Genomic DNA, 23,845 nt, shown 5'->3' on the forward strand with positions numbered 1-23,845 from the left:
TTGTATTTTGTTGCCAGTTCGTCCGGTGACAGTCCGTTCTGTACATAATCCTGAACGACCATTTCTTTGAATTCCTTTGAGTAAGATGAATTTCTTTCTTTAGGCTTGAGAGCTTCTTGCCCGTTAGCTTTATAGAGATTCGACCATTCACGTATTCTGTTGTCACCATTTTTCCCCATACCTAATTCAAAGGCAATATCAACTGCTGATTTCTTTCCTGACTGATAATCCAGTACAGCCTGAAGTTTCTGTTCAAATGTATATTTTGCTTTTCGTCCCATAATAAAACCCCCTAAAAGCAGGGCAGTACATTTTGTGTATTTGTACTGTTTACCTTTAGGGGATCATATCAACATGCATCGCTTTTTTCATTTAGATATCACGTTTTTGTGGTGCATAGTTTTCATATGCAGGCTTTGAATGCTTTTCTTCAGCCCATAACTTATCAGCGACAGGTTTCCATTCCTTAGCATAGTCAACAGTCTTGCTGATTAAATGTTCTGCTGATTCTTCTGATTCATAGTTTGTACCATGAGCATGTGTTTCATGAACCATTCTTGTCAGGAATGCTGGGTTTTCAAGCATTGGACAAGGACGTAAATGGTTCTTGTTGAAAGGCTGTTCATTATGGTAAGCCATGAATAATGGTGACTGAAGCATTTCCAGGATTGAATGATCCTTGATATTTGTATTGGAATAATGGATGAATACACATGGTTCTGCATCACCAGTTGCGTTGATATGGAAGTAGTTTCTGCCACCAGCAATACATCCGCCAACATATTCACCATCATTCTGGAAATCCATTGGGAAGAACTTAATATTCTTATCACCACGTACTTCTCTAATACGATGAACCATCTTAGCTCTTTGTTCAACTGTAGGCATTAATTCAGGAGCAGCATTGTTTCCTACTGGCATATAATGGAAGTAGAAGCCAAAGCGTGCACCCTTTTCATCAAGTAATTTGAAGAAGTCATCACTTGTAACAGCTTCAATATTCGCTCTAGTATAGCAAATAGATGTACCAAAGATAATACCATATTTCTTAAGTAAATCCATCGCCTTCATAACACCGGCATAATGACCTTCACCACGTCTTGCATCATTTGTATCAGGTGTACCTTCAATAGAAAGCATGAATGTGATATTGCCAAGACGTAATACTTCTTTACATAATTCTTCATCAATAAGTGTAGAATTTGTATAAAGGGCAAAGAAACAATCATTATGCTTTTCAGCAAGCTTTAAGATATCTTTCTTTCTAACAAGTGGTTCCCCACCAGTCATCATATAAAGATAAGCACCTAATTCCTTACCTTCAGTTACAATCTTATCCATTTCTTCAAATGATAGATTGTGCTTGTGTCCATAAGTACCACTCCAACAACCTACACAATGCATATTACATGCATCAGTCGGATCAAATAAGATTAACCAAGGAATATTACAGTTATACTTTTCACGATTAGCACGAATTGTTTTTGTCCCACGTAAGAAAGCTTCATAACCCAAGTTCAATGCCATCTTCTTCGCATAGCCAGGATCAGTTTCATCAATAACACTATTGATAATCTTCATCCATTTGTTGTTTGGATCCTTGATAGCTGCACGTGCAGCATCATATTGTTCATCAGTAAAACCAGAACCATAGAACTGCTGAGCAAGATCCACTAATTTCAAATACTCTCCTTCACGATCCTTATCAAGATCTTTCAGTACTTTGTCAATCATCGCACCCATAGCCTTACGCTGTACCGCATGGGTCATATTTGTTAAGGTCTTATTCATACTTTTGTCTCCCTCTTTTCAAAGTAAGAACAAGATAGCTATCCGCCTATCTAACTATCTTTTCTCAAAAACATTCTAACGCTAAACTGACCAACAGTCAATATTTGTGCATCATCAAAAGCCTTATATTCGCTATTCTTTTTAAATAAGGATATAAAGCTTCCGACTTTCCCATTATAGCACTATCAAATTATTTTTAAAATGCTAATTTCCTATTGACATAGGAAATTATATTGATATTTAGAAGATAATTTGTGTTTTTAAAATTTGAAAGTAGATTTAGTTGGACTTTCAACTATTTTTGCATATAATGGGTATAGACCTCCTTTAGGAGGCTTAATTCTTGTTGTTTTAATTAATAAATATATTTTGGAGGAAGAAAAATGCAGGTTAAGAAAAGAGATGGCTCTTTAGTACCATTTGACGCAGATAAGATTGAAAATGCAATTTTAAAAGCAATGAAGAATGGTAGTGGTATTGTTCATGAAGAAATTGCTTATAAGATTGCTAGAGAAATTAAAGATTGGCATGAATGGAATGGTGATCAGACTGTATCAATTTATCGTATTGAAGGTCAGGTCTTTGAAAAACTAATTGATAAGGGTGAAGTCTTAACAGCTAAGGCTTATGAAGGTTATCGTAAGGTAAGAGAATTCCAGAGAGAAACAAATACCATTGATAGTGAGATTTATGGTATTGTCAAACAGACTAATAAGGAAGCAATGGATGAAAACTCTAACAAAGATGCTGCCGTACTCGCTACACAGCGTGACTTAATTGCTGGTGAATTCTCAAGAGACTACTGTCGTCGTCTTATGTTGCCTCCTAAGATTGTTCAGGCTCATGATGAAGGTCTTATTCATTTCCATGATATGGACTATTTCATTCAGAAGATGTTTAACTGCTGTCTTGTCAATCTTAAAGATATGCTTGCCAACGGTACAGTTATTAATGGTAAGCTTATTGAAAGACCTAAGTCATTCCAGACAGCTGCTACAATTGCAACACAGATCGTTCAGCAGATTGCCTGTGGTCAGTATGGTGGACAGACGATCTCTATCGCACACCTCGCACCTTTCGTAAGAATTTCCTATAATAAACATAAAGATGCCGTACGTAAAGAAGGCAAAGAAATTGGCATTGATTATACAGATGCGCAGATTGAAAAGATTGCTAAGAGTCGTTTAAAGAAAGAAATTGAAGCTGGTGTACAGACTATTCAGTATCAGATCAATACTTTCTCCACAACAAATGGACAGGCACCATTCTTATCCGTCTTCATGTATTTAAATGAAGAACCTGAATATACACATGAAACAGCTATGTTGATTGAAGAAATCTTAAAGCAGCGTTATTTAGGTATGAAGAATCCTGTAGGTGCTTATATCACACCTGCCTTCCCTAAATTACTTTATGTCTTAGATGAAAATAATGTACCTGATGATTCAGAATATCGTTATTTAACTGATTTGGCTGTTAAGTGTGTCTCCAAGCGTATGATGCCTGACTTCATTTCAGCTAAGAAGATGAAAGAAAACTATGAAGGCAATGTCTTCCCTTGTATGGGGTGTCGTTCATTCCTTATGCCTTGGCAGGATGAAGAAGGCAATTATAAGTGGTATGGCCGTTTCAACCAGGGTGTTGTAACATTGAATTTAACTGATGTTGGTTTGTCTGCCAATAAGGATATGGATGCGTTCTGGAAGATTCTTGATGAAAGATTACAGTTATGTTATGAAGCATTAATGTTAAGACATGAAAGCTTAAAAGGTACATTATCTGACGTATCACCAATTCATTGGCAATTTGGTGGTATTGCTAGATTAAAGCCAGGTGAAACAATAGATAAGCTTTTATATGGCAACTATTCAACAATCTCTTTAGGCTATATTGGTTTATATGAATGTGTTGTAGCCCTCACAGGTAAGTCACATACTGATCCAGAAAACGAAGCTCTCGCAAGAAAAATCATGGAAAAGCTTAAAGACCAGTGTGCAATCTGGAGAGAAAAAACAAATATCGGCTTCTCTGTCTATGGCACACCTGCAGAATCTACAACATATACATTAGCACGTGCTCTTAAGAGAAGATTTGGTGAAATACCTGGTGTAACAGATCATGATTACATCACAAACTCTTATCATGTCAATGTCCGTGAAGAAATCGATGCCTTCTCTAAGTTAAAGTTTGAAAGTCAGTTCCAGGATCTTTCTACCGGTGGTGCTATTTCTTATGTCGAAGTCACAAACATGACAAATAACTTTGAAGCAATGAAAGAACTCATCAATTACATGTATGACACTATTCAATACGCTGAAATCAATACAAAGTCAGACTATTGTCAGGTATGTGGATTTGATGGTGAAATCTTGCTTGATGAAAATGGTGAATGGTATTGCCCTAACTGCGGTAATAGAAACCACAAGACACTTAATGTATGTCGTCGTACATGTGGATATCTTGGAGATAACTTTTGGAATAAAGGCCGTACTCAGGAGATCAAAGAAAGATTTGTTCACTTAGATAACAGAGTGTATAACGATAAATAGTTGAAATTAAAAAGTTAACATTTAATTTATAAACTTAATATTAATAATTAAGAGGCTTAAAAAGCCTCATTTTTTGTTATATTTAAAAACTTAATATTCGTTTCACCCATAGCATCTTATATGATACAATTAAGTTGTGATGTAGAGTGCTTACACATGGAGGTAAAACGTGAAAATTTTTAATCATTTGCGCTTAAGCCAAAAGACTTTAACTATATTAAAAGGCTTAACAATAGCCATTGCAGTCTATATGATTTTTCGAATCATATTAGGAAGCAAGCATCTACTTTTAGATTTTCTTCTTTGTACTATCGGAGCAGTGCTTATTGAGACAATAAAAACGTTGATACGAAAGAAAACGGAAGTTAATTCAAAAGATTAGTTTTAAATGCCATATAGATAAGTGATGAGCATATTCCGACAGTGTGGCTCATCACTTTTATGTATCGGAACCAGAATTAAATGAACCTTCATGCATTCTTATATGTCTGTTTGACTTTACCAAGATAATATCATCTTCACCTGGGTACACTATATAAAAAATGTAAGGCAAAGCAAAGGCTAAGACTGTCCTTGGTAAATCAAAGTTTTTGAAAATTAACTTTTTAATTAAACTTATATTTTTATTAAATTCAATGAATATTAACTATTAAATTAAACGAAACAAGCAAAACAAGGGATAAAACCACCTTTATCATTAACTTTTTAATTAGACGGTGCACTAGTCAACATATTTTGGACACAAAATCATAATAATTATTCAGTTACAGCGTAAGGTTGTACAAGCCGTACGTCACCCTTGGCATCGCTCCAGGAAACGCTGGTCGGCTTTCGCCGACGGTATGAACTCATGAACAGATTAAATTAGTCATTTGCCGGACATTTATTGTAGCGTTTCTTTCCGGCTGAATGTCAAGGGCAAGCCGCTGACGTGGTGTCTGGTATCTGCCTCCGGATTCGAATCTATGAACAGATTATGCTGCATACCTCTCACGGTATTGTTTCGGTGTAAGATAACTGAGCGCATAAGCAGGGCGCTCCTCATTGAAAAATTTAATATATTCATTCACTTCTTCGTAAACTGGTCGTTCACCTGTGACATGAAAATCCATAAATAGTTCTGCTTTGATCCATCCGTTGATGGATTCCATCGCACTATTATCAGTAGGTGTTCCAGCTCTGGACATGGATCTTACCACATACATAGGAAGAAGATCATTGTATGCCTTTGAAGCATAGACGGATCCTTGATCTGAATGAAGAATCATTTGGTATTCTGGATGTTGCTTCTTTATTTCAAGGAGATTTTCCAGGCCGCTTATATAAGTCATTCGATCACCACGTTTTGATGATAGAGAATGACTTAGGATTTCATTATTCCAAAGATCCATATATAAGGTAAGTTCATAATAGATACCTTTTACCCAAAATGCAGTCATATCGCTTACAATACATTGAAGTGGACCATCAATCTGAATCTCTGACATAAGAAGATTTGGAAAAGTCTTAAACGGAGCACCAGGTTTCTTGTATTTATAATGTTTAGCTTTACTCTTGATACCAGCAGCCTTGCAACATTTATGTGCATAAGGATCAGACATCTCTATGCCTTTATCCAGACGGATTTTAACATTTAACCATCTATATCCATGGGATGGATATTTTAAATGGTATTCCTGGAATAACTGGATATTTTCAATCAATGCCCTTGTTCTTGGAGCTGGATTGCTGAGCATCTTCTTCCAATAATAGAAGCTGCTTCTGTTGATGCCCATGGCATCACAAAGAAGATTGACAGGGAACTCTCCTGAGAGTTCCAGAATCACTTGATATTCTTGCTGCTGTAATGAATTACCGAACCATCCCCCTTCACTTCGTAACCTTTTTTTAATCGTGCCTCTGTGATACGTGCCTGGACAAGAGCTTGAATTAATTCTTCCTTTGTCATGGATTCATATGATTCAAAATCAGGTTGTTTTGCTTCGATTGGTTGTGGAGTTTTGGAAGCATCCGTTTTTCTTTTCCTTCCGGCATTTTTAGGTGGAAGATGGTTGGTGTCTCGATATAGCCACATATAATTGCGAGCCGTATTATCATTGATACCATACTCTTCAGCTGCTTGAAATCTTGTTAGTTCGCCTTCATAAATACGGCGCCCAATATCCAACCGTTGTTTTAGAGTGTATTTCATGGTAAACCTCCTGTTAAACGCGAAATCAATTAAGACTAAATATGAGAATTCCTTGTCTGAATTATAACTCATTTGTGTCTAGAAATTGACCCCCTCTGTGTCCAAAATTAGTTTACCACTTCACGGAGTCAAACGATTAAAATAGAACAATTTAAATAGTTAATTTACAAATTAATTGTTAACTTTGAAAGAAAAGAGCGATAAAATAGTCGCTCTTTTTCAATCTAATGGTTTATGATAACAATATAGTTGTTAATTTTGTAAATAGATAAAATGGATAAGTTAATATATGTTTATTTGTAGTATCCTATATGATACAATTTAGAAGCAATTATTAATTAAAGCAGGTGAACAAATGAAAATTCAAAATTTCTTAAGCAAAGATACCTTAAAAAAATTAAAAAGTTACACAATTATGATTTTGCTTCTCATGATAGGTCGAGTCATAGTTGGCAGCCATAATCTACTATTAGATTTCGTATCCTTCGTTATCATGACCACGATTTATGAAATTTTAGTATTCTTGGCAAGAAAATTCAGACAAAGAAAATCAGAAAGCTATTCAAAAGATTAGTTTTAAATACCATATAGATAAGTGATGAGCATATTCCAACAGTGTGGCTCATCACTTTTTCATATATTGAACCAAAATTAAATAAATCTTCTTGCGTTCTTATATCTGCGTTTAACTTTACCAAGACGATACAATCTTATTGGGTACACTATATAAAACATGTAAGGCAAAAACAAAGACTAAATTCTGTCCTTGGGGTGGTAAACTAATTTTATTGACTATTTAAGTATTATATACTGCTCATCCGTCACAGCCTCAAGCCATTCGTTTGAACCATCTTTTCCGGGAATTTCAATGGCAAGATGACTGAACCATGAATCTGGTGCAGCCCCATGCCAATGCTTCACTCCAACCGGAATATTCACACAGTCTCCCGGCTTCATTTCCACAGCATCCTTACCCCATTCCTGATAATAGCCCCTTCTGGCAACACACACAAGAATCTGTCCGCCGCCTTCTGATGCATGATGAACATGCCAGTTATTCCGGCATCTCGATTCAAAAGTCACGTTGAAAATTCCTACCTGCTCTGTAGAAACAGGTGCTAAGTAGCTTTTTCCAACAAAGTATTGCGCAAATGCATCGTTGGGCTGTCCAATCAGAAATACCATTTCCTTTGCGTGCGCTCTCATAGCTTCATCTTCATACGGTAAATCGCGCTCGTTCATCTGCCATACTTCCTTTGCAAGATAAAAAACCGCCCAGCCCTTTGGCCATCCCACATAAAATGCCACATGGGTAATGATTGCAGATATTTCTCTCTGCGTAACGCCATGATTCTTTGCATTCTGCAAATGATACTTGAGGGAAGAATACGTAATGCCCGTAGACATCAGTGCGACCACTGTGAGGATACTTCTCGTTTTCACATCAATGTCATGATTATTCCAGTTCTCCCCAAAGAGAATATCATCATTAAAATGAGCAAACTCAACGAGAGTATCTCTGCCTGCTGTCTGCACTATTTTTTCCATAATACCAACCTTATTTTCTAATACTATCTTGAAATCTTGATTGTAACATCGCCGTTCGCCAGCAAATCTATCACTTCCTGTTCCGGTAGATCCATCTTCCCAAGCCTTATATATGACCATGTATTGGAAGCATAATAAAGGACAATATTGCTGCTGTTATACAGGACAATATCTCCATTATGTACGGTCATCTGTTTATCATCACTATGATATTTCTTGCCTAATGGCCCCACCTGCTCGAAGTCAATGTACATTGACATCGAGACAATAATATCGCCCTTTGAAGCATCTTCCCTAAGCTCTGCTACCGAAGCATTTTCTTCCCAGATGACAGGTACTTCTACATCATTGATAAATAATTTCATTTCACTTTCCTCGCTAGAAGCCGTATTCGTTTCGCCATCAACAAGTTCTTTGTCCGGCGTGTCTGTATTGTTTGTGGCTTCATTCTTCAACTGTTCCTCATAGTTTTCTGATTCCGGAACTGGAATTCCAGCCTTATCATCTGATGTGCTTCCACAGGCTGTCAAACAAAGTACGAAAGCAATAAACAGCACCGTTGAAATAAGTTTCTTCATTCCTTACAGCCCCATTCCAAGCTCGTAGGCTTTTTGCATAGTGTCTTTATGATTGCTTGCATCATTAGGACCAGCTATTCCACCACCGGTTACAATGCCTTTCAGTTCTGCCTTTTCAAAGCAATCTACCCATCCACGAAGACCACTGTATGCTTTTTCAAATACACTTTCCTCATCCTCTGCTGCAGTTGCAATCATATAGATATCCCGAAATGCATACTCAGAAGGAAAAAGCGGATTCAATCGGTCGAGCAGCGTCTTCATCTGTCCAGCCATCTCATAATAATAAACCGGAGTGGCATAAACGATTACTTCTGCATCCTTAACCTTTGCCATGATTTCTGCCACATCATCCTTAAGAACACAGTTTCCTTTCGTCTGACAGGCTAAACATCCAATGCAATATTTTATCTCTTTTCCTTTTAAGGAAATATATTCTACTTCGTGTCCAGCTTCTTTAGCACCCCTCTCACATTCTCTTGCAAGGATATCCGAATTGCTACCACCTCGAAGGCTGGTTGAAATAATCAATACTTTCTTTGCCATGATTAACACACTCCATTCTCTTCAAAAATTTTCTGCATCTTATCGAAAGGAATTACGTCCAGGTTGTCATAGAGATCTGTATGAACTGCATCAGGAATCGTAAGAAGTTCCTTGTTTGCAGCATACTTACTGCTCTTGATCATAGCCTCATATGCATCTTTTCCGAAATAATAGCTATGCGCTTTCTCCCCATGTATGATAAGAACAGCGCTTCTGATTTCATTACTGTATTTTAAAATCGGCTGGCAGCCAATGCTATTCCATCCTTCATTAAAATTAAGGCTTCTTTCGTGATAGCACCTTCCTTTATAATACTCGCTGTAATCCTTTACAAAGAATGGTGCGTCATCAGGAACCGGGAGTGGCATACATCCACCACATCAACGGTATGTCCTGCACTCTCCGCACCTTTCTTAAATGCATTTACCATATCCTTGGTACTGCCCTGTGGACGTGGACTTCCATTTAGTACTAATATCTTCATTTCCGTCCCCTTATTTTTTTATTCATCAATTTTAGTACCAGTCATTCTTCTCATTTTTTTCCAAAGCGTCAATTTGTTCCATCTCTTCGTCAGTTAATTCAAAATCATACAACTGCGTGTTCTCCATGATGTGATCAGGATTGCTTGAACCCGGAATTACAACTACGCCATTCTGCAAATCCCATCTGAGAATAATCTGTGCAGATGACTTTTCATGCGCCTGTGCAATTTTAGAAATCACTTCATTACCAAGCAAATCTGCTGTATATCCTCTACCACCCAGAGGATACCAAGCCTGCACAACAATACCAAGACTTTGAATATACTCAACGACTTCTCGTTCCTGATAATAGGGATGAATTTCATTCTGTACCAATGCAGGTGTAATGCTGACCTGCGGAAGAAAATTCTCCAGTTCTTCTATATACCAGTTGGATAATCCAATAGAATGTATCTTTCCGTCAGCCACTGCCTGCTCCATTGCCTTATATGCTTTCACGTCATTATCTCCGGGATGATGCAGCAGCATCATGTCAATATATCCGATATCCAACTTATCAAGTGCGTCTTCTATGGCTCTTTCGGGGTTTTCATACTGTTCACCTGGATATAACTTTGTGATAACAAAAATATCCTCTCGCTGAATTCCTAGTTCCTCCATGGACTCACGAATTGCCTGACCGACTTCCGCTTCATTCTTGTACATATAGGCGGTATCAATAAGTCGCACGCCATCTTTTAATGCTGTTTTTACAGACTCTACACAGGTATCGTCTAGAAGGCTGTAAGTACCTAATCCATTGATTGGCATTGAATATCCACTGTTCAGTAATACGCTTTTACTTTCGAAATCAAATACTCCCACCTCGTCTGTCTCCTTTTGTTTTGGATTATGCGGCTTGATGTCAATGCTATCAAGCCAATTTTCAATTTCACTTTCTGTTGTCTGTGAATCGAATCGTTTTCCCTCTTTCCACTCGGCTGAATCAGCACACAATTTTTCCAAATCAGTGGCACTGCTTCCAATACCGTTGGAATGAGAGGTACAGAATGGTACGATTGTCTTATTTTGAAAATCGTAGCTTTCCAAAAATGTAGAAATAATGCGTGGAGCCTGCCCATGCCAGATAGGATATGCAATCACAACTATCTGATACTTTGACATATCCTCTACCTGACCATTTATCTGCGGCCTTGCATCAGGGTCATTCTGCTCCTGATCCGCACGTCCATTCGTATAATAGGTTAAATCCTCATCGGTATATGGGTCTGCCGGCCAAATTTCATATAAGTCTGCATTCAGATAGTCTGCCGCATATTTCGCCAGCTTTTCTGTAGTCCCCGTACAGGAAAAATAGGCAACCAAAATCTCTGTAACTGCATTCGAACCATCAGCTAATTCTGACGAATCATCTGTTTCCTGCAACTCCGTATTGTCAGCAGATGAATTTGGTGTTTCCGCTATACATGCTGTTACTGTAATCAACATCAAAATAGATATCATTACACATAATATTTGCTTCATATTCTCACACTCCTTTGTATGAGATATCCACATTATTCGCAACTTTTCAGTGCATTCAAAAGATACGACATATTCTGACCGAGATTTCTCATATTAGCTAATCCTTCCTCATCATTACATACATCTCCCGGCATCTGTCCGTAACCCATATTCCAATAAGTAGAACCTACTACAATCATTTCATGATTAAGGAAAAAGTGATTCATGGTATCAACTGCCTGCATTGCACCGCCTCTGCGTACCGCTGCAACTGCTGCAGCACGTTCCAGCAAAGCCTGCATATTAGCAGATACATTTGCGCAATAAACCGGTGAACCCAACAATATGCCGTCCGCCTCTTTCATCTTCTCAAATACCTCTTGAAAGCTGTCCTTGCGGTGAACACAGTTTCCACGACACTGCAAGGACAGCATGCCTTACATGGTTCAATGACATTGCCTGCCAGTTGGATCATTTCCGTTTCAATCCCGGCTATATTCAATTCCTTCAATACTGTATTGATAAGGATTACAGTATTTCAATCCTTTCTTGCACTGCCGTTAATTGCTAGAACTTTTATGCTCTGTCTCCTCTACTTTCTTTATGATTTTCGCCGGAACTCCACCTACTATCGTATATGGCGGTACGTCTTTCGTAACTACTGCTCCGGCTGCAACAACTGCCCATTCTCCAATGGTAACACCAGATAACACTGTAGCATTCGAGCCAATCCATACATGATTTCCAATTTTAATTGGAGCATAATGGTTCTTCCTGTTATTCTGTGGCAGAAGATCATGATTGATCGTAGCAAGCACTACATTATGACCAATCAATACACCATCTCCGATTTCAATTCCACCCTGATCCTGAAAATGACACCCGGAATTAAGAAATACATCTTTTCCGAATATAATATTTTTTCCAAAATCCGTATAAAACGGCGGAAAAAGACGGAAACTTTTATCTACAGCCTTACCGGTTAATTTACTCATGAGTTTCACCAGTTCTTCCGGTGTATGATAAGTCTGATTTATCTCCATACCTATTTTTATTGCTTCCTGAAACAGGGTATTTGCATACTCTTTTTCTTCACTCGTATGCTCTACTCCCTCACGAAATCCTCTGATAACATCTTCTGGTGTCACTACTTCCAACCTCCCTATTCTTATTTTAACTGATTGCAAATATCCGCAATAATCTGATCCGGTGTCATACCAACCTCTTTCAGTAATTCATTTGGGTCATACCGGTCATAAAATTTCTTATCAAGTCCGTAATTTTTCACTTTCATATCAGAACTACCATAGAAGGAAGCTATTTTCTCGCCAAAACCGCCGCTTAAAATACCGTCTTCCATGGTTATTACCATCTGATGTCCTTCTGAAAGACTTTCCAGTAATTCTTTGTCAATACCAGAAGCAAAACGAGGATTGATCAATGTCGGCGTAAAGCCAAGTTCTGCTTTTATTTTCGCACTGAACTGTTCACCACGCTGATAAAAATCACCAAGTGCCAGAATTGCAACCTTTTCACCAGCTTCTTCCACTTTAAAATGATTCAGTCTGCTAAAATTCTTATCTGCTTCTCGATAGGTTACCTGATTTCCGGGGATGAGAATCATAACCGGATGTTCCTTCTGATCAACAGACCAATCTAGCATAGCAAGGTATTCATCTTTTGAGGTAGGTGCAAGCACTACCAGATTCGGAACATTCGTATAAGCTGCTAGTCCAAAAATTCCAAGATGCGTAACATCTGTCAAACTGTCAAAAGAATTGTAGTTTAAGAGAATCGTAACAGGACTATTGTTAATACATACATCATGGGAAATCTGGTCATACGCTCTTTGAATAAAGGTTGTGTTAGTAACCACAAGCGGTTTCGCACCGTTTTTTGCAGCACCAGATGCCATGGCAACCGCCTGTTCCTCCGCAATCCCTACATCCACATACTGCAATCCAAGCTCCTTTCGCTGTTCCTGATTTAAGCCTGCACTGCCCGGCATAGCAGGAGTGATCACAAGAAACTCCGAATCACTTTTTGCTTTTTGCATAATATACTCAGCAGTGATAGATGTATAATCTTCTTCATCGCCAAAAGAAATTGTAGGTTTGCCTGTTTCACGGTCAAATGGCATACACCAATGCCATCCCTCTTTGTCTTTTTCAGCAATCTCATATCCCTTTCCTTTTTGTGTATGGATATGGACTACGATCGGATGATCTGTATCTTTCACCTTGCGGAATAAAGAAATCAGTGATGCTATGTCATTGCCGTTTTCCTCATATATATAATCCAATCCAAACGCTTTGAAGAGATTATTGGAAGCAGTTCCGCCTGTCTCTCTTAATTCGGCAAGATTTTTATACATTCCGCCATGTACTTCGGCAATCGACTGCTCATTATCATTTACTATAATAATTAAATTGGAGTTAATCTCTGATCCGGCTACATTCAATCCCTCTAGTGCTTCACCGCCTGAGAGGGAGCCATCACCAATAATTGCAATAATGTTTTCTTTATCTCCTTTTATATCTCTCGCTTTAGCCAGACCCGTAGCTAAAGAAACTGAAGTCGAAGTGTGACCTACATTGAAAAAGTCATGTTCACTTTCTTCCGGATTTGTATAACCGGAATCCTCTGAAAAGTGCTCATCGGAAATATATCCATTCTTTCTTCCGGTCAAAATCTTATGAGGATAGCTCTGATGAGATACATCAAATACAAACTTATCCTTAGGCGAAGAGAAAACATAATGCATGGCAATCTCTGCCTCCACCATACCAAAATTGGGACCAAAGTGACCGCCGATTTAAGTCAACCGGTTAAACAATGCCTCTCTGATTTCCGAAGCAAGTTCCTCCAGCTGCTCCATAGACAATTTTTTTACATCTTCCGGTCCGTTAATTGTTTGAATAATTTTATAATCTGTCATTTACATTCTCCTTATCTATTTTCATTAGATTTCTTTAACGAGTAGATCAAATAATCCAGGCAATCTATGTTTTCCTGATAATTATGTGTCTGTTCCATTAAATGTTTTCTATACACACACAACTGTGATAACAGCGCTTCTACATTGTTTTCTTGTGCCAGGTTCATGCAACGCTGGATTGTTTCCTGATTACAGCCTGCGTCCACAAGATTCTGATAAATTCTTCCATATTTGTCATTTGCTTCTGCCATCTGTATGCACCTCCTACCTTAATTATACATTCTTTATGCGATATATCTAATACTTATAATTCATATCATGATATTCTTGACAGGAATATCATTTGAATATAGGATAATAAAAAAGGTTGGGGGTGTACTATGGAAATTCGTGTACTTCGCTATTTTCTTGAAATTGCACGTGAAGGAAATATGTCAAGGGCTGCTGAAAGACTTCATGTTACACAGCCAACGCTCTCTAAGCAGATGAAGAATCTGGAACAAGAGCTTGGCAAAAAAATATTTAAGCGTGGCAGCACCAGCGTCAGTCTTACTGATGAGGGTATGCTTCTGCGAAAAAGAGCAGAAGATTTACTGGCCATGGCTGACAAAATCACGAACGAATTTCAGGCAATGGATGATATTACAGGCGGTGATATTTATATTGGCTGTGCAGAATCCTATCTTGTAAAATATCTTGCCCGTGCTGTAAAAAAGTTAAGCAGCATTTATCCCAATATCCATTATCATGTTACCAGCGGTGATACCGAACAAGTAACAGAACAATTAGACCGTGGTCTTCTGGATATGGCATTTATAGTAGAACCGCCCGATTTATCAAAATACAATTATCTTGAAGTTCCTGAATACGATACATGGGGTGTTCTGATGAGAAAGGACAATCCATTAGCCGCAAAAGAGGCTATTGCCTTTGATGATTTATTGAATATTCCTATTTTTTGTTCGGAACAGTCTGTTAAAATAGATTTACCCCGTTGGTGTTCCGAAAACCTTGACCGACTTAATATATTAGCAACATTTAATCTTTGCAATAACGGTGCCGTTTTTGTCCGTGAAGGGCTGGGTGTTGAGCTTACCTTTGACAAGTTAGTAGAAACAAATGCAGAAAGTGATTTATGCTTCCGTCCGATTACACCACCCCTCCATACAAAAATGTACGTTATATGGAAAAAATATCAAATATTCACGCCGGTTGCTAATCTGTTACTGGAAGAAATAAAAAAGGTCATCATTTTACCACAATCGTAAAACGATGGCCTTTTTAATCTGAACACAGCAAGACAAATTCGAGTTTTCTTTTATTTTGCTCTTTATTCTACCAACATTTATCAAAAATCACCAAATCTCCAAACTATCAATAGCCTCCCAAGCCTGCATTTCGCCATCTAAAGCAAGTCGATCATACTCAAGTGGCTCATCTATTGCCAAAGCATTAAGCGAATCTTATGAGCAAGGAGTAGTTCTTAATCCATCCTCTACCTTATTACAATCAATCTGTAATATGTAATTCTCAAATGTGGTTATATCAATACTGTTCGTTTGAGGGTTATAGTCTGCATATATCAATCCTTTCATAAAAATGTATTATAAGCATTGCATCCAGTCCCAACTGTCACTTTAATTTGTTATAAGTTGTTAGCAGATTTTCTTTCCCTTGTTTTTTCCCTTATCAGAGGTCATAACCAAGGGTAAAATGATATAACACGATACAATATGTAACGGAGAGGATACCCATAAAAACTTTAGTATTTTCAAGGGTTTGACGAGATTTTTATAACAAGATATAACAGTTATTAAATTCCTAAAAATACCTCAAATGAGAATTCAAAATTTCTTAAGCAAAGATACCTTAAAAAAGTTAAAAAAATACACTACTATGATTTTGCTTCTCATGATAGGTCATGTCGTAGTTGGCAGCAAACATCTACTAGAAGATTTCGTATTCTTCGTTGTTCTGATCTTAATTTATGAGATTTTAATATTCTTGGTAAGAAAACTCAGACAAAGAAAATCAGAAAGCTATTCAAAAGCTTAATTTAAAATACCATATAGATAAGTGATGAGCATATTTCAACAGTATGGCTCATCACTTTTTTCATGCATTGGAACCGGAACCATATTGACCTTCTGGCATTCTCATGTGCCCTTTCCTTTACCAAGATAATACCATCTTCACCTTAAAACGTATAAAGCAAGCAGAAAAGCCAGTCCTTGGAAGAGCTGTAAGTCATTTAATAATACATTAGGATTGCTCCCTTTTATCAAAGATTTTTAAAATAACTCTTTCATATAACCTATGTTTTTATTAAAATCATCACATATTAACTATTAAATTAAACCAATATGACAAATAAATAGGAAAATAGCCTTTTCTATTAACTATTTAATTTGTTGGAGTCAACGATAAATAAGCACAAATTCCATGTTAATGTAATATATATGCGTTTTCATCTCCTCTATCCATGTGGCATATTTAGACAAATACCAAAACACATCTATTATAAACAAAGAAATATATGAAAACTGGTTAATACAATGGCAAGTATTAATACTGAACAAATGTAACTCTCAAACAAGGAACACGTGAACGTTCTGAAAATCATACCATTTACTATAAAAGGAGAAATCGATGAAAATTTTAATCATTTTCGCTTAAGCCAAAAGGCTTTAACTAAGTTAAAATATATGATTTTTCAAATCATATTAGGAAGCAAACACCTACTTTTAGATTTTCTACTTTGTATTATTGCAGCTCTGCTTATTGAGATAATTAAAACGTTGGTACAAAGAAAACCGAAGGATAATTCAAAAGACTAATTTATAGTTCTAGTATTTATGAAATTACATAAAATTGTGTCTTTTATCAAGGATTTAAACTATTTCACTTGTCAAAATCAATACAATAGAGTCAAAGTGAATATGTCTGTAAGAATAGGGATTATCTGACTTGTCAGGTGGAAACTCAAGCATCAAACTTCTTAAACATATCCAAAAAGTTTACAGAAGCTCGTAACTTTAGTCATGAGTAGTTCACAAAAATAAACTTAAAATTTATTCAATAATAAAAGCTGAGATAGAAAATCATCCTGTTCTCAGCTTTTTATTAACTATTCATTATTCTTTGTGCATTCACATAATAACATGTATCACCATATGTGCAAATAATAAGACCGGCATTACTGATATTATGATAAGGAATCGTACCACAATCAATAATACGATAATATTGTATTTCTCCTGAAGGATACTGCAATTTCAATATTTCTCCCTTTTCCAATCTCCTTAATGCATTCTCAAAAGCTCTTTCAACTCGTATGATATGACGGTTATATGATGGTAATGGGGCTTTTCCAAAAGCTAGTTTGAAATGTTTATTAGTAACAACTCCTTTGACCTGCAGATCATCTACAACAAGATATCCACCTTCTCCAACATAGGTATTAGGGAGTAATTTTATTGTTTCTTGATAGATGGATATATTTTTCTTAAGTACTTGATCTTGTTGATATGTTGAATAAGCAAATAAACTGCCAGCAATAATAATAAGCAAACAGCCCATACCAATCACAAACTTTTTCATTCTCATCACCTGTTTCCATCTTACCACACTTAAAAGATATGCATAAATAAAATATTGTCCAATACTATTTATAGAAATAAGAAAAATGGTACCGAAGTACCATTATTTCTCAAGTCTCTTTCCCATCAAGATAAGTGCAAGACCACTTAACGCTAACAAGAAAATATAGATTGTAATATTTGTAGAATCCCCAGTCTTTACATGAGGAGGTTTTTTAACATCTTTTGTATTTGTCAGTACAATTGACTGTATACCATCTTTTTGGGCAGTACTTACTGTATTCTTATAACCTTCCACTTTATGTTCAACTACGCTATAATTTCTAGAACTATTCGTTTTCCAGCTATATGCGTAGTTCTTTTCTTTTTCAAGAATAACAGTGCGTTCTTTCTTGCCATGTACATAAAGATCAACAGTAATACTTTTAGGCGGATTATTTGTGCCATTCCATTGCTTCAATAGCTTATACTGATAGATTTCAGTATTTGTATATTTCGTTAATGCAATTTCTTTAGAAGTTGAAACATCAATCAAATATGGTAAATATCTCGATACTTTATGACCATCATGAAAATCATCAATAACAAGTAAATACAAGCCAGCAGACAATCCCTCAACTCTCACCTTATTACCTGAGGCAATAAAATGAGAATCCTCTTTATTAACAGCATAACCCATAAGAGTTGTTGCAGCAATTTGTGCTTCTTCTGAAGTCTGCAATTTATTAATATTAATGTTGGCATTCTTTGCATCTAAGAACGCTTCAGTATACTTGTAGCTGCCAAATTTTCCATCAGCAACCCTATATAAATGAAGACTCATTCCACTCTGACATTTTGTAAATGTCAAAGTGGAAGCTTCTTCACCATAGACGTTGCCTTGCGCATTACCCATGATCAGCAGCAAGGAAAGAATAACAATGAATGATTTAAATAGCTTATTCAGCTTTTTCATGCTTTTTACTAATGATGATATAAGCTGCTGCTAAAGCTACTAGTACACCACCAACTGCATATAATAATGTAGTACCCATGCCACCAGTTTCAGGTAATACAGAACCCTTCTTGTTGACAACATCAGTAGTTAATGAACCAGCAGCTTTATCAGCTGTAAATGTAGCTTCACCAGATACTTTGGATACTGTTAACTCTGTTAACTTAGGTTCATCTGCTGTTTCCTCATGTGTAGCTGAGATTGTGAATTCAATTGGAGTAATTGTGTTATATCCAGCTGGAGTTGTTGATTCGATTAACTTATATTCACCATCATCTAAGCCTGTAAATTCGAAAGTTGTAGCATCGCCAGCAGTGAATGATTTAACATCTTTGTATTCACCATTAACTTTCTTCTGTAATGTGAAGCCAGCACCTTTTAATGATTTCTTATCCTGGTCTTTCTTGTTGACAACTGCTTTATAAGTGAAGACGATATTCTTGTCATCTGGAGTCTTACCAGTTTCACCATCGCCACCCTTGTTAGGGTTGTTAGAATAAGTCAAGTTCACTGTATTAGGGTTACCTGCAGAACCGATAACTGCACTTGTATTTAATGTTGCTTCGTATGTTACAACAACCTTTGTAGTTGGAGTTAATTCAACACCAGCAGTTTTTAAGTCATCACATGTCCATGTTACAACTGTAGAGCCATCTTCTTGTGTTGTAACTGCTTCTTTGAATGAGCTTGTTACATCTGTATCACCAATTTTGATTTTTGCATTATTAGCTGTATAAGTTAAGCCTTTGCTCATTGTATCAGTGAAGACATATTTGTAAGATTTGTAGTCGCCAATGTTAGCTGGCATAGAACCTGTGATCTGGTAAGGAACGTCATCACCGATATCATAGTCAGCTGAATCCTGCCAATCAGAAGTTTTACCAGTTGAATCATTTGTATCTTGAACTTTCTTTTCAACAGTAGGAACATCTAATTTAGTAGTTGCTGTAGTGTCTTTTACAACTTTTAAGATATATGAAGTATAAGCACCATTTGTTTGGTTCTGAGAGCTAGCTTTATCTTTTACTAAATAGTAACCAGCAGCTAAACCTTCAATTGATGCAGTTTGATTTGCTGCAACTTCTTTTTCAGTACCATTTTGAAGGTATTTCTGTAAATCTTCAGCAAAAGTCTTGGCAGCTAAAGAGTCAGTTGATTTTGCTAATGCTTCAGCTTTTGCAGCAGCATCACCAAGAGCAGTCTGACCTTCTTCTGAAACACCATTACCCCATTGAACGTTTGATAATATACCTTCACTTAAATCGCCAGTGAAGATCTGATAAACTTCAAAAGTATGCGCTGTTTTACCATTGTTTTGTAATGAAAGTTGGTATGTCTTTGCATCTGCTGCATTTACAGCACCACCGGCAAAGGCAGTTAATGTGAAGATCATTGCAATCGCAACGATATAACTGAATAATTTCTTAGTTAAATTCATAATTTTCTCCTTTTTCTTTAATATGTTTTATGAGTGTTGTATGTTGAATGTTTGTCTATTACACAACCCTCCTTTTGATATAGCGTACTAATATTACTAGCAAGCCTAATGCGATGAAAACAAAAGCTGCTTGGTAATATTGCTCTATACCACTGCCACCAGTATCAGGCAGTTTGTACTTGATTGATGTATTCGTTATTTCTTTATTGAATACATAACCAGTTTTATCTAAAACTATTTCGCTCTCTTTATTAACGAATAGTTTAGAGTCATCTCTTGTCAGAGTTGTTGTATTTTCATTCTCTGTACAGTCTGCATCATAGAACTGAGCTGTTCCTTCTTTATTGACTTTTATAACCCAAGGTCCTGATGATTGATATTGGTTAGGAGCTTTTGTTTCTTTTAAGTAGTAAAGACTACCACCTCTTAGTGATGAGAATGTCAATTTGCCTTCCACATCTGTTGTCAGTGTTGCGACTTCACTAATATCGATTGAGTTGATACTTGTATCTACATAGTTGTCCGCAAATTGATAGAGCTTAAACTCTGCGCCCGCAAGAACACGACCATTTTCCGCATCCTTCTTTGTAAGCTGTAAGCCATAGGACTGCTCTGTATTCTTAAAGGCTTCTTTTGCATTGTTGAAGAGTGTTAGATTTGAATTTGTACTGTTTAATGTATAATCACTAACATCATTTTCTTTTCCATCAACAATATGCTTTACTTCTACATCCTTAATTGAATATGTTGTTGTTTCAACATTGTTTACAATTTTCGTACCTGAAGCATAAACCGTGAATTGAATCTTGTAGATTGTATGATCATAAGTAATACTTGTATCATCAGAATCTTTTTCTACAAGATAGAATGTATAATCACCAGCATTATCATAGAGGAAGTTTGGAATTGATGCATATATTCTTCCAAGCTGATCTTTGTCTGCATCTTCATTACCCATTTCGGCAACAAATTCATTTGTGCCTGAACCAGCAGTAAATTCATTGCCATCCCATTGAGGTAAAGTTGTTGAATCACCAGTATGTTTATAGATAGCAAATTTAAACTGGTTGTTATCCATTGGCAGATTTGTAGCCGTATTATCAAGTGCTGATTTTAACTTAAAGGCTTTATAAGCTTCTACATGGAATGATGGATAAATCTCATTTGATTCACCCAAAGTCAACATACCATTGGTCATAATACCACCACCATGGTTATGAGAATGGTTACCACTAATATATGTTGAGGCAATAGCTAAAGCCTTCTCAACATCTTCGTTGCTAGGATGAGCACTTAAGCCAATAAACTTTGCTTCTACTCCACCTGCATTATAATGTTGTTCATAAGACTTATTATTATCGAAGGTTCCTTGGTATTCTTCACTACCACCACCAAGCATTCCATTCGTGATTGTATAAGAGCCAACATTAGCTGCATGGGCTAAGAAATAATCCTGATAATCAGTGCGGCGATTATTTTTATAGAATTCATGAGCTACATAGTCTTCGTTCTTCTTTTCACTTCCGGCACCAGAGCCTCGTGAATAGTGTTCCCCATTGGCTGTATTGTCATAGATAGCAGCACCCTGATCTGTATTGATATTCGTATCACCAGTTGGACAGGCACTGACACCAGCACCAAAGCCATCAGCTGTATTAGTAGAGATAATCGCATTCATGATATTCAACATACCATTTTGCTGGATGAAGATACCTCCACCACCCCAGTCACCACCTGATTCATTCGTTCCCTCATTAGAACCAGTATTGGTTGTATTGTTGGTGATATAGATAGGATTGTCCTTTGATGTAGCACGAATGACACCACGACCAGAGCCACCAATTCTTATGCCTCCGCCTTCACCAGTTTGTGCGATATTAGAAGCAATAACACCACCAGTCAATGTCAGTTTTGAAAGACCAACTTGTGAATAGTAGCCAATATAGAGACCACCACCTGCTTCATTCGAATAGTTACCAGTGACATATCCACCAGACATATTGACCTGTGAGTCATTGTCAGCGGCAATACCGCCACCACCATGAACGCTGTAGTGATTATAAGTTGAGTTACCAGAGGATTTGGTATTATTTGTAATGTAAGCAGCACCAGAAATATTCAATATCCCTGATTTCATATAAATGCCGCCACCACTAAATCGGTTAGCTTTAGAATCGCTACCATCATGATAAGCTTCATTACCGGTAATAATACCGCCAGTCATATTGATGGTTCCACCACCAGTAGCGCCATTGTTTGTACCATTATTGTAGATGCCACCGCCATTTTCAGCACATCCATTTGTGATAACACCACCACTGATACTTAGAACGTTTCCGGCATTATTCCATATAACATTACCATTACGATTACCAATGAGATAACCACCTGATAAATTCAATGTACCTGTTCCTGAGCCATTACTACCATGCGTTGCGACGACATGAGGTCCAGTGTTGTAGGCTACACCACTCTTGAAATCAAGTGTGCCACCTTTTTCAATCATGAACGTACTATCTTTTCCACCAGTACTTGATGTTTCACTATAGATACGTCCGGCATGAGAAAAATCAACTTCATATTTCTTTGTGGTATCAGTCGTTGTTGTACCATTCACATTAGGTTCTGTGACATAGTAATCAAGGATACTAGGAATATTACGATTATCTTGTGAGTCTTTTTCGGTTGTTAGGCTGCTGAGCTTGCCAACGCCCTCTACATTAGTAGCAGTAGGCTTGTAATTATCAGCTTGTGAATCAATAATGGTAAGATGCTTGCCTGATTTGATATAGAAATAGGTTTGATCATAGAGTTGTAATTTATTCCCATTTAAATCAATTGTGACATCATTATCAATATTGATTGGGCTACCAATGTTACCAATGTTCTTATCCACTGTTGTTTTACCAACCAATTGATAAGATCCTGATAAGCCACTCTTGACTAAGTCATTAATATTGCCACTTATCTTATTAGGAGCATCAGTGTTAGGACTAGCTTTTAATGGTGCTCGCTTAACTGTTTTAGGTGTAATTTGTGTTTCATTTGTTTGTGCTTCAGTTGTTTCTGTAGCCTTCTTAATTGTGATTGTTGTTGAAGGTGCACTGAATGCTAGCGTTACTTCATTATTTGTAAAAGTAAGCTCATTTAAAGTTGTATTGATTTGAAGATATACATTTAAGGTATCATCCTGTGGATTATTGATTGTCACAGTTATTTGGTGATCCTTAACTGTATATGAGCCAATTGGTCCATCACGACTATAATCATGACTTTCACCCGCATAACTATAAATGGCACTAACTGGTGCAACAGTATCCTCAAGGGCAAGATGATCAGGCATAGTCAGACGAATACTATTGTTAACGTCCAAAGATGTCTTAGGAAGTGCTGCCGTGATATTAAAGCGTAGCTTTGTCTGATCGACTAAAGCTGATTGGTCATAAGCTATGTAACTTCCATCCTTTTCATATTCTAATGCAACTTGAGTGATATATTGGGATAAATCATAATCCGTAGCCTTTGTTGAAAGTGTGAAGTTCACAAAGACCATCGTGATTGTCAGTAGGCAAAGAATGATTTTTCCTACTTGCTTCTTCATGCTCGTATTCCCCTTTCCCAAATATTTCCTCACGCTTGTAGCAGTTTCATCATACCACACGCGAGAAAGCTCTTACATATAAGA

The 23,845-nt window shown here is 36.9% G+C and carries 19 protein-coding genes and 2 pseudogenes; 3 read left to right on the forward strand and 18 right to left on the reverse strand.

Translation table 11 applies throughout. The features are described from left to right. Positions 1-281, reverse strand: a 281-nt coding sequence (locus tag T529_RS0108305; RefSeq protein ID WP_081823098.1) for a hypothetical protein, incomplete at its 3' end; no start/stop codon positions are given. A gap of 91 nt (positions 282-372) precedes the next feature. Next, positions 373-1,791 (reverse strand): radical SAM/SPASM domain-containing protein, encoded by a 1,419-nt coding sequence (locus T529_RS0108310; protein ID WP_033163156.1) that lies wholly within the window; start codon positions 1,789-1,791, stop codon positions 373-375. Between the two features lie 383 nt (positions 1,792-2,174). Here T529_RS0108310 and nrdD point away from each other — a divergent pair, with 383 nt between their 5' ends. Continuing rightward, positions 2,175-4,340 carry an anaerobic ribonucleoside-triphosphate reductase gene (gene nrdD, locus T529_RS0108315; RefSeq protein ID WP_033163157.1) on the forward strand — a complete coding sequence of 722 codons (2,166 nt, stop codon included), beginning with the start codon at positions 2,175-2,177 and terminating at the stop codon, positions 4,338-4,340. 169 nt (positions 4,341-4,509) lie between these two features. Further along, a complete protein-coding gene (locus tag T529_RS0108320; RefSeq protein ID WP_033163158.1) occupies positions 4,510-4,722 on the forward strand; it encodes a hypothetical protein in 213 nt (70 codons plus the stop codon). Positions 4,723-5,314: 592 nt separating this feature from the next. Here T529_RS0108320 and T529_RS0108325 read toward each other — a convergent pair. The 12 genes and pseudogenes from T529_RS0108325 to T529_RS0108380 all read right to left on the reverse strand — a co-directional run bounded on the left by T529_RS0108325 (position 5,315) and on the right by T529_RS0108380 (position 14,380). Further along, positions 5,315-6,166, reverse strand: a complete 852-nt coding sequence (locus T529_RS0108325) for an IS3 family transposase (RefSeq protein ID WP_156032227.1) — start codon at positions 6,164-6,166, stop codon at positions 5,315-5,317. Continuing rightward, entirely contained in the window at positions 6,163-6,531 is a 369-nt protein-coding gene (locus T529_RS0108330) for a hypothetical protein (RefSeq protein WP_033163159.1), read from the reverse strand. Before T529_RS0108330 ends, T529_RS0108325 begins: the two co-directional genes overlap by 4 nt. A 792-nt stretch (positions 6,532-7,323) precedes the next feature. Beyond that, complete coding sequence (locus T529_RS0108340; protein WP_033163161.1) at positions 7,324-8,079, reverse strand: carboxymuconolactone decarboxylase family protein; 756 nt, start codon at positions 8,077-8,079, stop codon at positions 7,324-7,326. A gap of 23 nt (positions 8,080-8,102) precedes the next feature. After that, the gene (locus T529_RS12590; RefSeq protein ID WP_051646924.1) at positions 8,103-8,657 is read right to left on the reverse strand and encodes a cyclophilin-like fold protein; all 555 of its coding nucleotides are present in this window, start codon (positions 8,655-8,657) and stop codon (positions 8,103-8,105) included. Positions 8,658-8,660: 3 nt separating this feature from the next. After that, positions 8,661-9,203 carry a flavodoxin family protein gene (locus tag T529_RS0108350; RefSeq protein ID WP_033163162.1) on the reverse strand — a complete coding sequence of 181 codons (543 nt, stop codon included), beginning with the start codon at positions 9,201-9,203 and terminating at the stop codon, positions 8,661-8,663. Between the two features lie 2 nt (positions 9,204-9,205). Continuing rightward, positions 9,206-9,571 carry an alpha/beta hydrolase gene (locus tag T529_RS0108355; protein ID WP_202962283.1) on the reverse strand — a complete coding sequence of 122 codons (366 nt, stop codon included), beginning with the start codon at positions 9,569-9,571 and terminating at the stop codon, positions 9,206-9,208. Next, complete coding sequence (locus T529_RS12835; protein ID WP_164130399.1) at positions 9,532-9,687, reverse strand: NAD(P)H-dependent oxidoreductase; 156 nt, start codon at positions 9,685-9,687, stop codon at positions 9,532-9,534. The genes T529_RS0108355 and T529_RS12835 overlap by 40 nt, the downstream gene beginning before the upstream one ends. A 31-nt stretch (positions 9,688-9,718) precedes the next feature. Further along, positions 9,719-11,212, reverse strand: coding sequence for an aldo/keto reductase (locus tag T529_RS0108360; protein WP_033163163.1), 1,494 nt, complete (start codon positions 11,210-11,212; stop codon positions 9,719-9,721). Between the two features lie 32 nt (positions 11,213-11,244). Continuing rightward, complete coding sequence (locus tag T529_RS13375) at positions 11,245-11,556, reverse strand: flavodoxin family protein (RefSeq protein ID WP_202962284.1); 312 nt, start codon at positions 11,554-11,556, stop codon at positions 11,245-11,247. Positions 11,557-11,787: 231 nt separating this feature from the next. Continuing rightward, a pseudogene (locus T529_RS13790) lies at positions 11,788-11,940 on the reverse strand (DapH/DapD/GlmU-related protein); the annotation flags it as partial. A 419-nt stretch (positions 11,941-12,359) separates the two neighbouring features. Next, positions 12,360-14,129: pseudogene (locus T529_RS12355) on the reverse strand (1-deoxy-D-xylulose-5-phosphate synthase). Positions 14,130-14,140: 11 nt separating this feature from the next. Further along, positions 14,141-14,380, reverse strand: coding sequence for a hypothetical protein (locus T529_RS0108380; protein ID WP_033163165.1), 240 nt, complete (start codon positions 14,378-14,380; stop codon positions 14,141-14,143). A 129-nt stretch (positions 14,381-14,509) separates the two neighbouring features. Here T529_RS0108380 and T529_RS0108385 point away from each other — a divergent pair, with 129 nt between their 5' ends. Continuing rightward, on the forward strand, positions 14,510-15,397 hold the full coding sequence (locus T529_RS0108385) for a LysR family transcriptional regulator (RefSeq protein ID WP_033163166.1): 888 nt from the start codon (positions 14,510-14,512) through the stop codon (positions 15,395-15,397). A 1,855-nt stretch (positions 15,398-17,252) separates the two neighbouring features. Here T529_RS0108385 and T529_RS0108395 read toward each other — a convergent pair. From T529_RS0108395 to T529_RS0108410, 4 genes are all read right to left on the reverse strand, one after another. Beyond that, positions 17,253-17,729, reverse strand: a complete 477-nt coding sequence (locus tag T529_RS0108395; protein ID WP_033163168.1) for a hypothetical protein — start codon at positions 17,727-17,729, stop codon at positions 17,253-17,255. A gap of 102 nt (positions 17,730-17,831) precedes the next feature. Continuing rightward, positions 17,832-18,683 (reverse strand): Cna B-type domain-containing protein, encoded by an 852-nt coding sequence (locus tag T529_RS0108400; protein ID WP_033163169.1) that lies wholly within the window; start codon positions 18,681-18,683, stop codon positions 17,832-17,834. After that, complete coding sequence (locus T529_RS0108405; RefSeq protein ID WP_033163170.1) at positions 18,667-20,160, reverse strand: isopeptide-forming domain-containing fimbrial protein; 1,494 nt, start codon at positions 20,158-20,160, stop codon at positions 18,667-18,669. Before T529_RS0108405 ends, T529_RS0108400 begins: the two co-directional genes overlap by 17 nt. Before the next feature lie 58 nt (positions 20,161-20,218). Next, on the reverse strand, positions 20,219-23,761 hold the full coding sequence (locus T529_RS0108410; RefSeq protein ID WP_033163171.1) for a SpaA isopeptide-forming pilin-related protein: 3,543 nt from the start codon (positions 23,759-23,761) through the stop codon (positions 20,219-20,221). Between the last annotated feature and the right edge of the window lie 84 nt (positions 23,762-23,845).

Origin of the sequence: Sharpea azabuensis DSM 18934 (genome assembly GCF_000702165.1) — a bacterium.
GTDB classification, from domain to species: Bacteria; Bacillota_I; Bacilli_A; order Erysipelotrichales; family Coprobacillaceae; genus Sharpea; species Sharpea azabuensis.

Bases quoted from the DNA above. Each gene is read 5' to 3' on its own strand.
- T529_RS0108310 (WP_033163156.1), bottom strand. From the start codon at position 1,791: ATGAATAAGACCTTAACAAATATGACCCATGCGGTACAGCGTAAGGCT.
- nrdD (WP_033163157.1), top strand. From the start codon at position 2,175: ATGCAGGTTAAGAAAAGAGATGGCTCTTTAGTACCATTTGACGCAGAT.
- T529_RS0108330 (WP_033163159.1), bottom strand. From the start codon at position 6,531: ATGAAATACACTCTAAAACAACGGTTGGATATTGGGCGCCGTATTTAT.
- T529_RS0108340 (WP_033163161.1), bottom strand. From the start codon at position 8,079: ATGGAAAAAATAGTGCAGACAGCAGGCAGAGATACTCTCGTTGAGTTT.
- T529_RS12590 (WP_051646924.1), bottom strand. From the start codon at position 8,657: ATGAAGAAACTTATTTCAACGGTGCTGTTTATTGCTTTCGTACTTTGT.
- T529_RS0108350 (WP_033163162.1), bottom strand. From the start codon at position 9,203: ATGGCAAAGAAAGTATTGATTATTTCAACCAGCCTTCGAGGTGGTAGC.
- T529_RS0108355 (WP_202962283.1), bottom strand. From the start codon at position 9,571: ATGCCACTCCCGGTTCCTGATGACGCACCATTCTTTGTAAAGGATTAC.
- T529_RS12835 (WP_164130399.1), bottom strand. From the start codon at position 9,687: ATGAAGATATTAGTACTAAATGGAAGTCCACGTCCACAGGGCAGTACC.
- T529_RS0108360 (WP_033163163.1), bottom strand. From the start codon at position 11,212: ATGAAGCAAATATTATGTGTAATGATATCTATTTTGATGTTGATTACA.
- T529_RS13375 (WP_202962284.1), bottom strand. From the start codon at position 11,556: ATGAAAGAGGCGGACGGCATATTGTTGGGTTCACCGGTTTATTGCGCA.
- T529_RS0108380 (WP_033163165.1), bottom strand. From the start codon at position 14,380: ATGGCAGAAGCAAATGACAAATATGGAAGAATTTATCAGAATCTTGTG.
- T529_RS0108385 (WP_033163166.1), top strand. From the start codon at position 14,510: ATGGAAATTCGTGTACTTCGCTATTTTCTTGAAATTGCACGTGAAGGA.
- T529_RS0108395 (WP_033163168.1), bottom strand. From the start codon at position 17,729: ATGAAAAAGTTTGTGATTGGTATGGGCTGTTTGCTTATTATTATTGCT.
- T529_RS0108400 (WP_033163169.1), bottom strand. From the start codon at position 18,683: ATGAAAAAGCTGAATAAGCTATTTAAATCATTCATTGTTATTCTTTCC.
- T529_RS0108405 (WP_033163170.1), bottom strand. From the start codon at position 20,160: ATGAATTTAACTAAGAAATTATTCAGTTATATCGTTGCGATTGCAATG.
- T529_RS0108410 (WP_033163171.1), bottom strand. From the start codon at position 23,761: ATGAAGAAGCAAGTAGGAAAAATCATTCTTTGCCTACTGACAATCACG.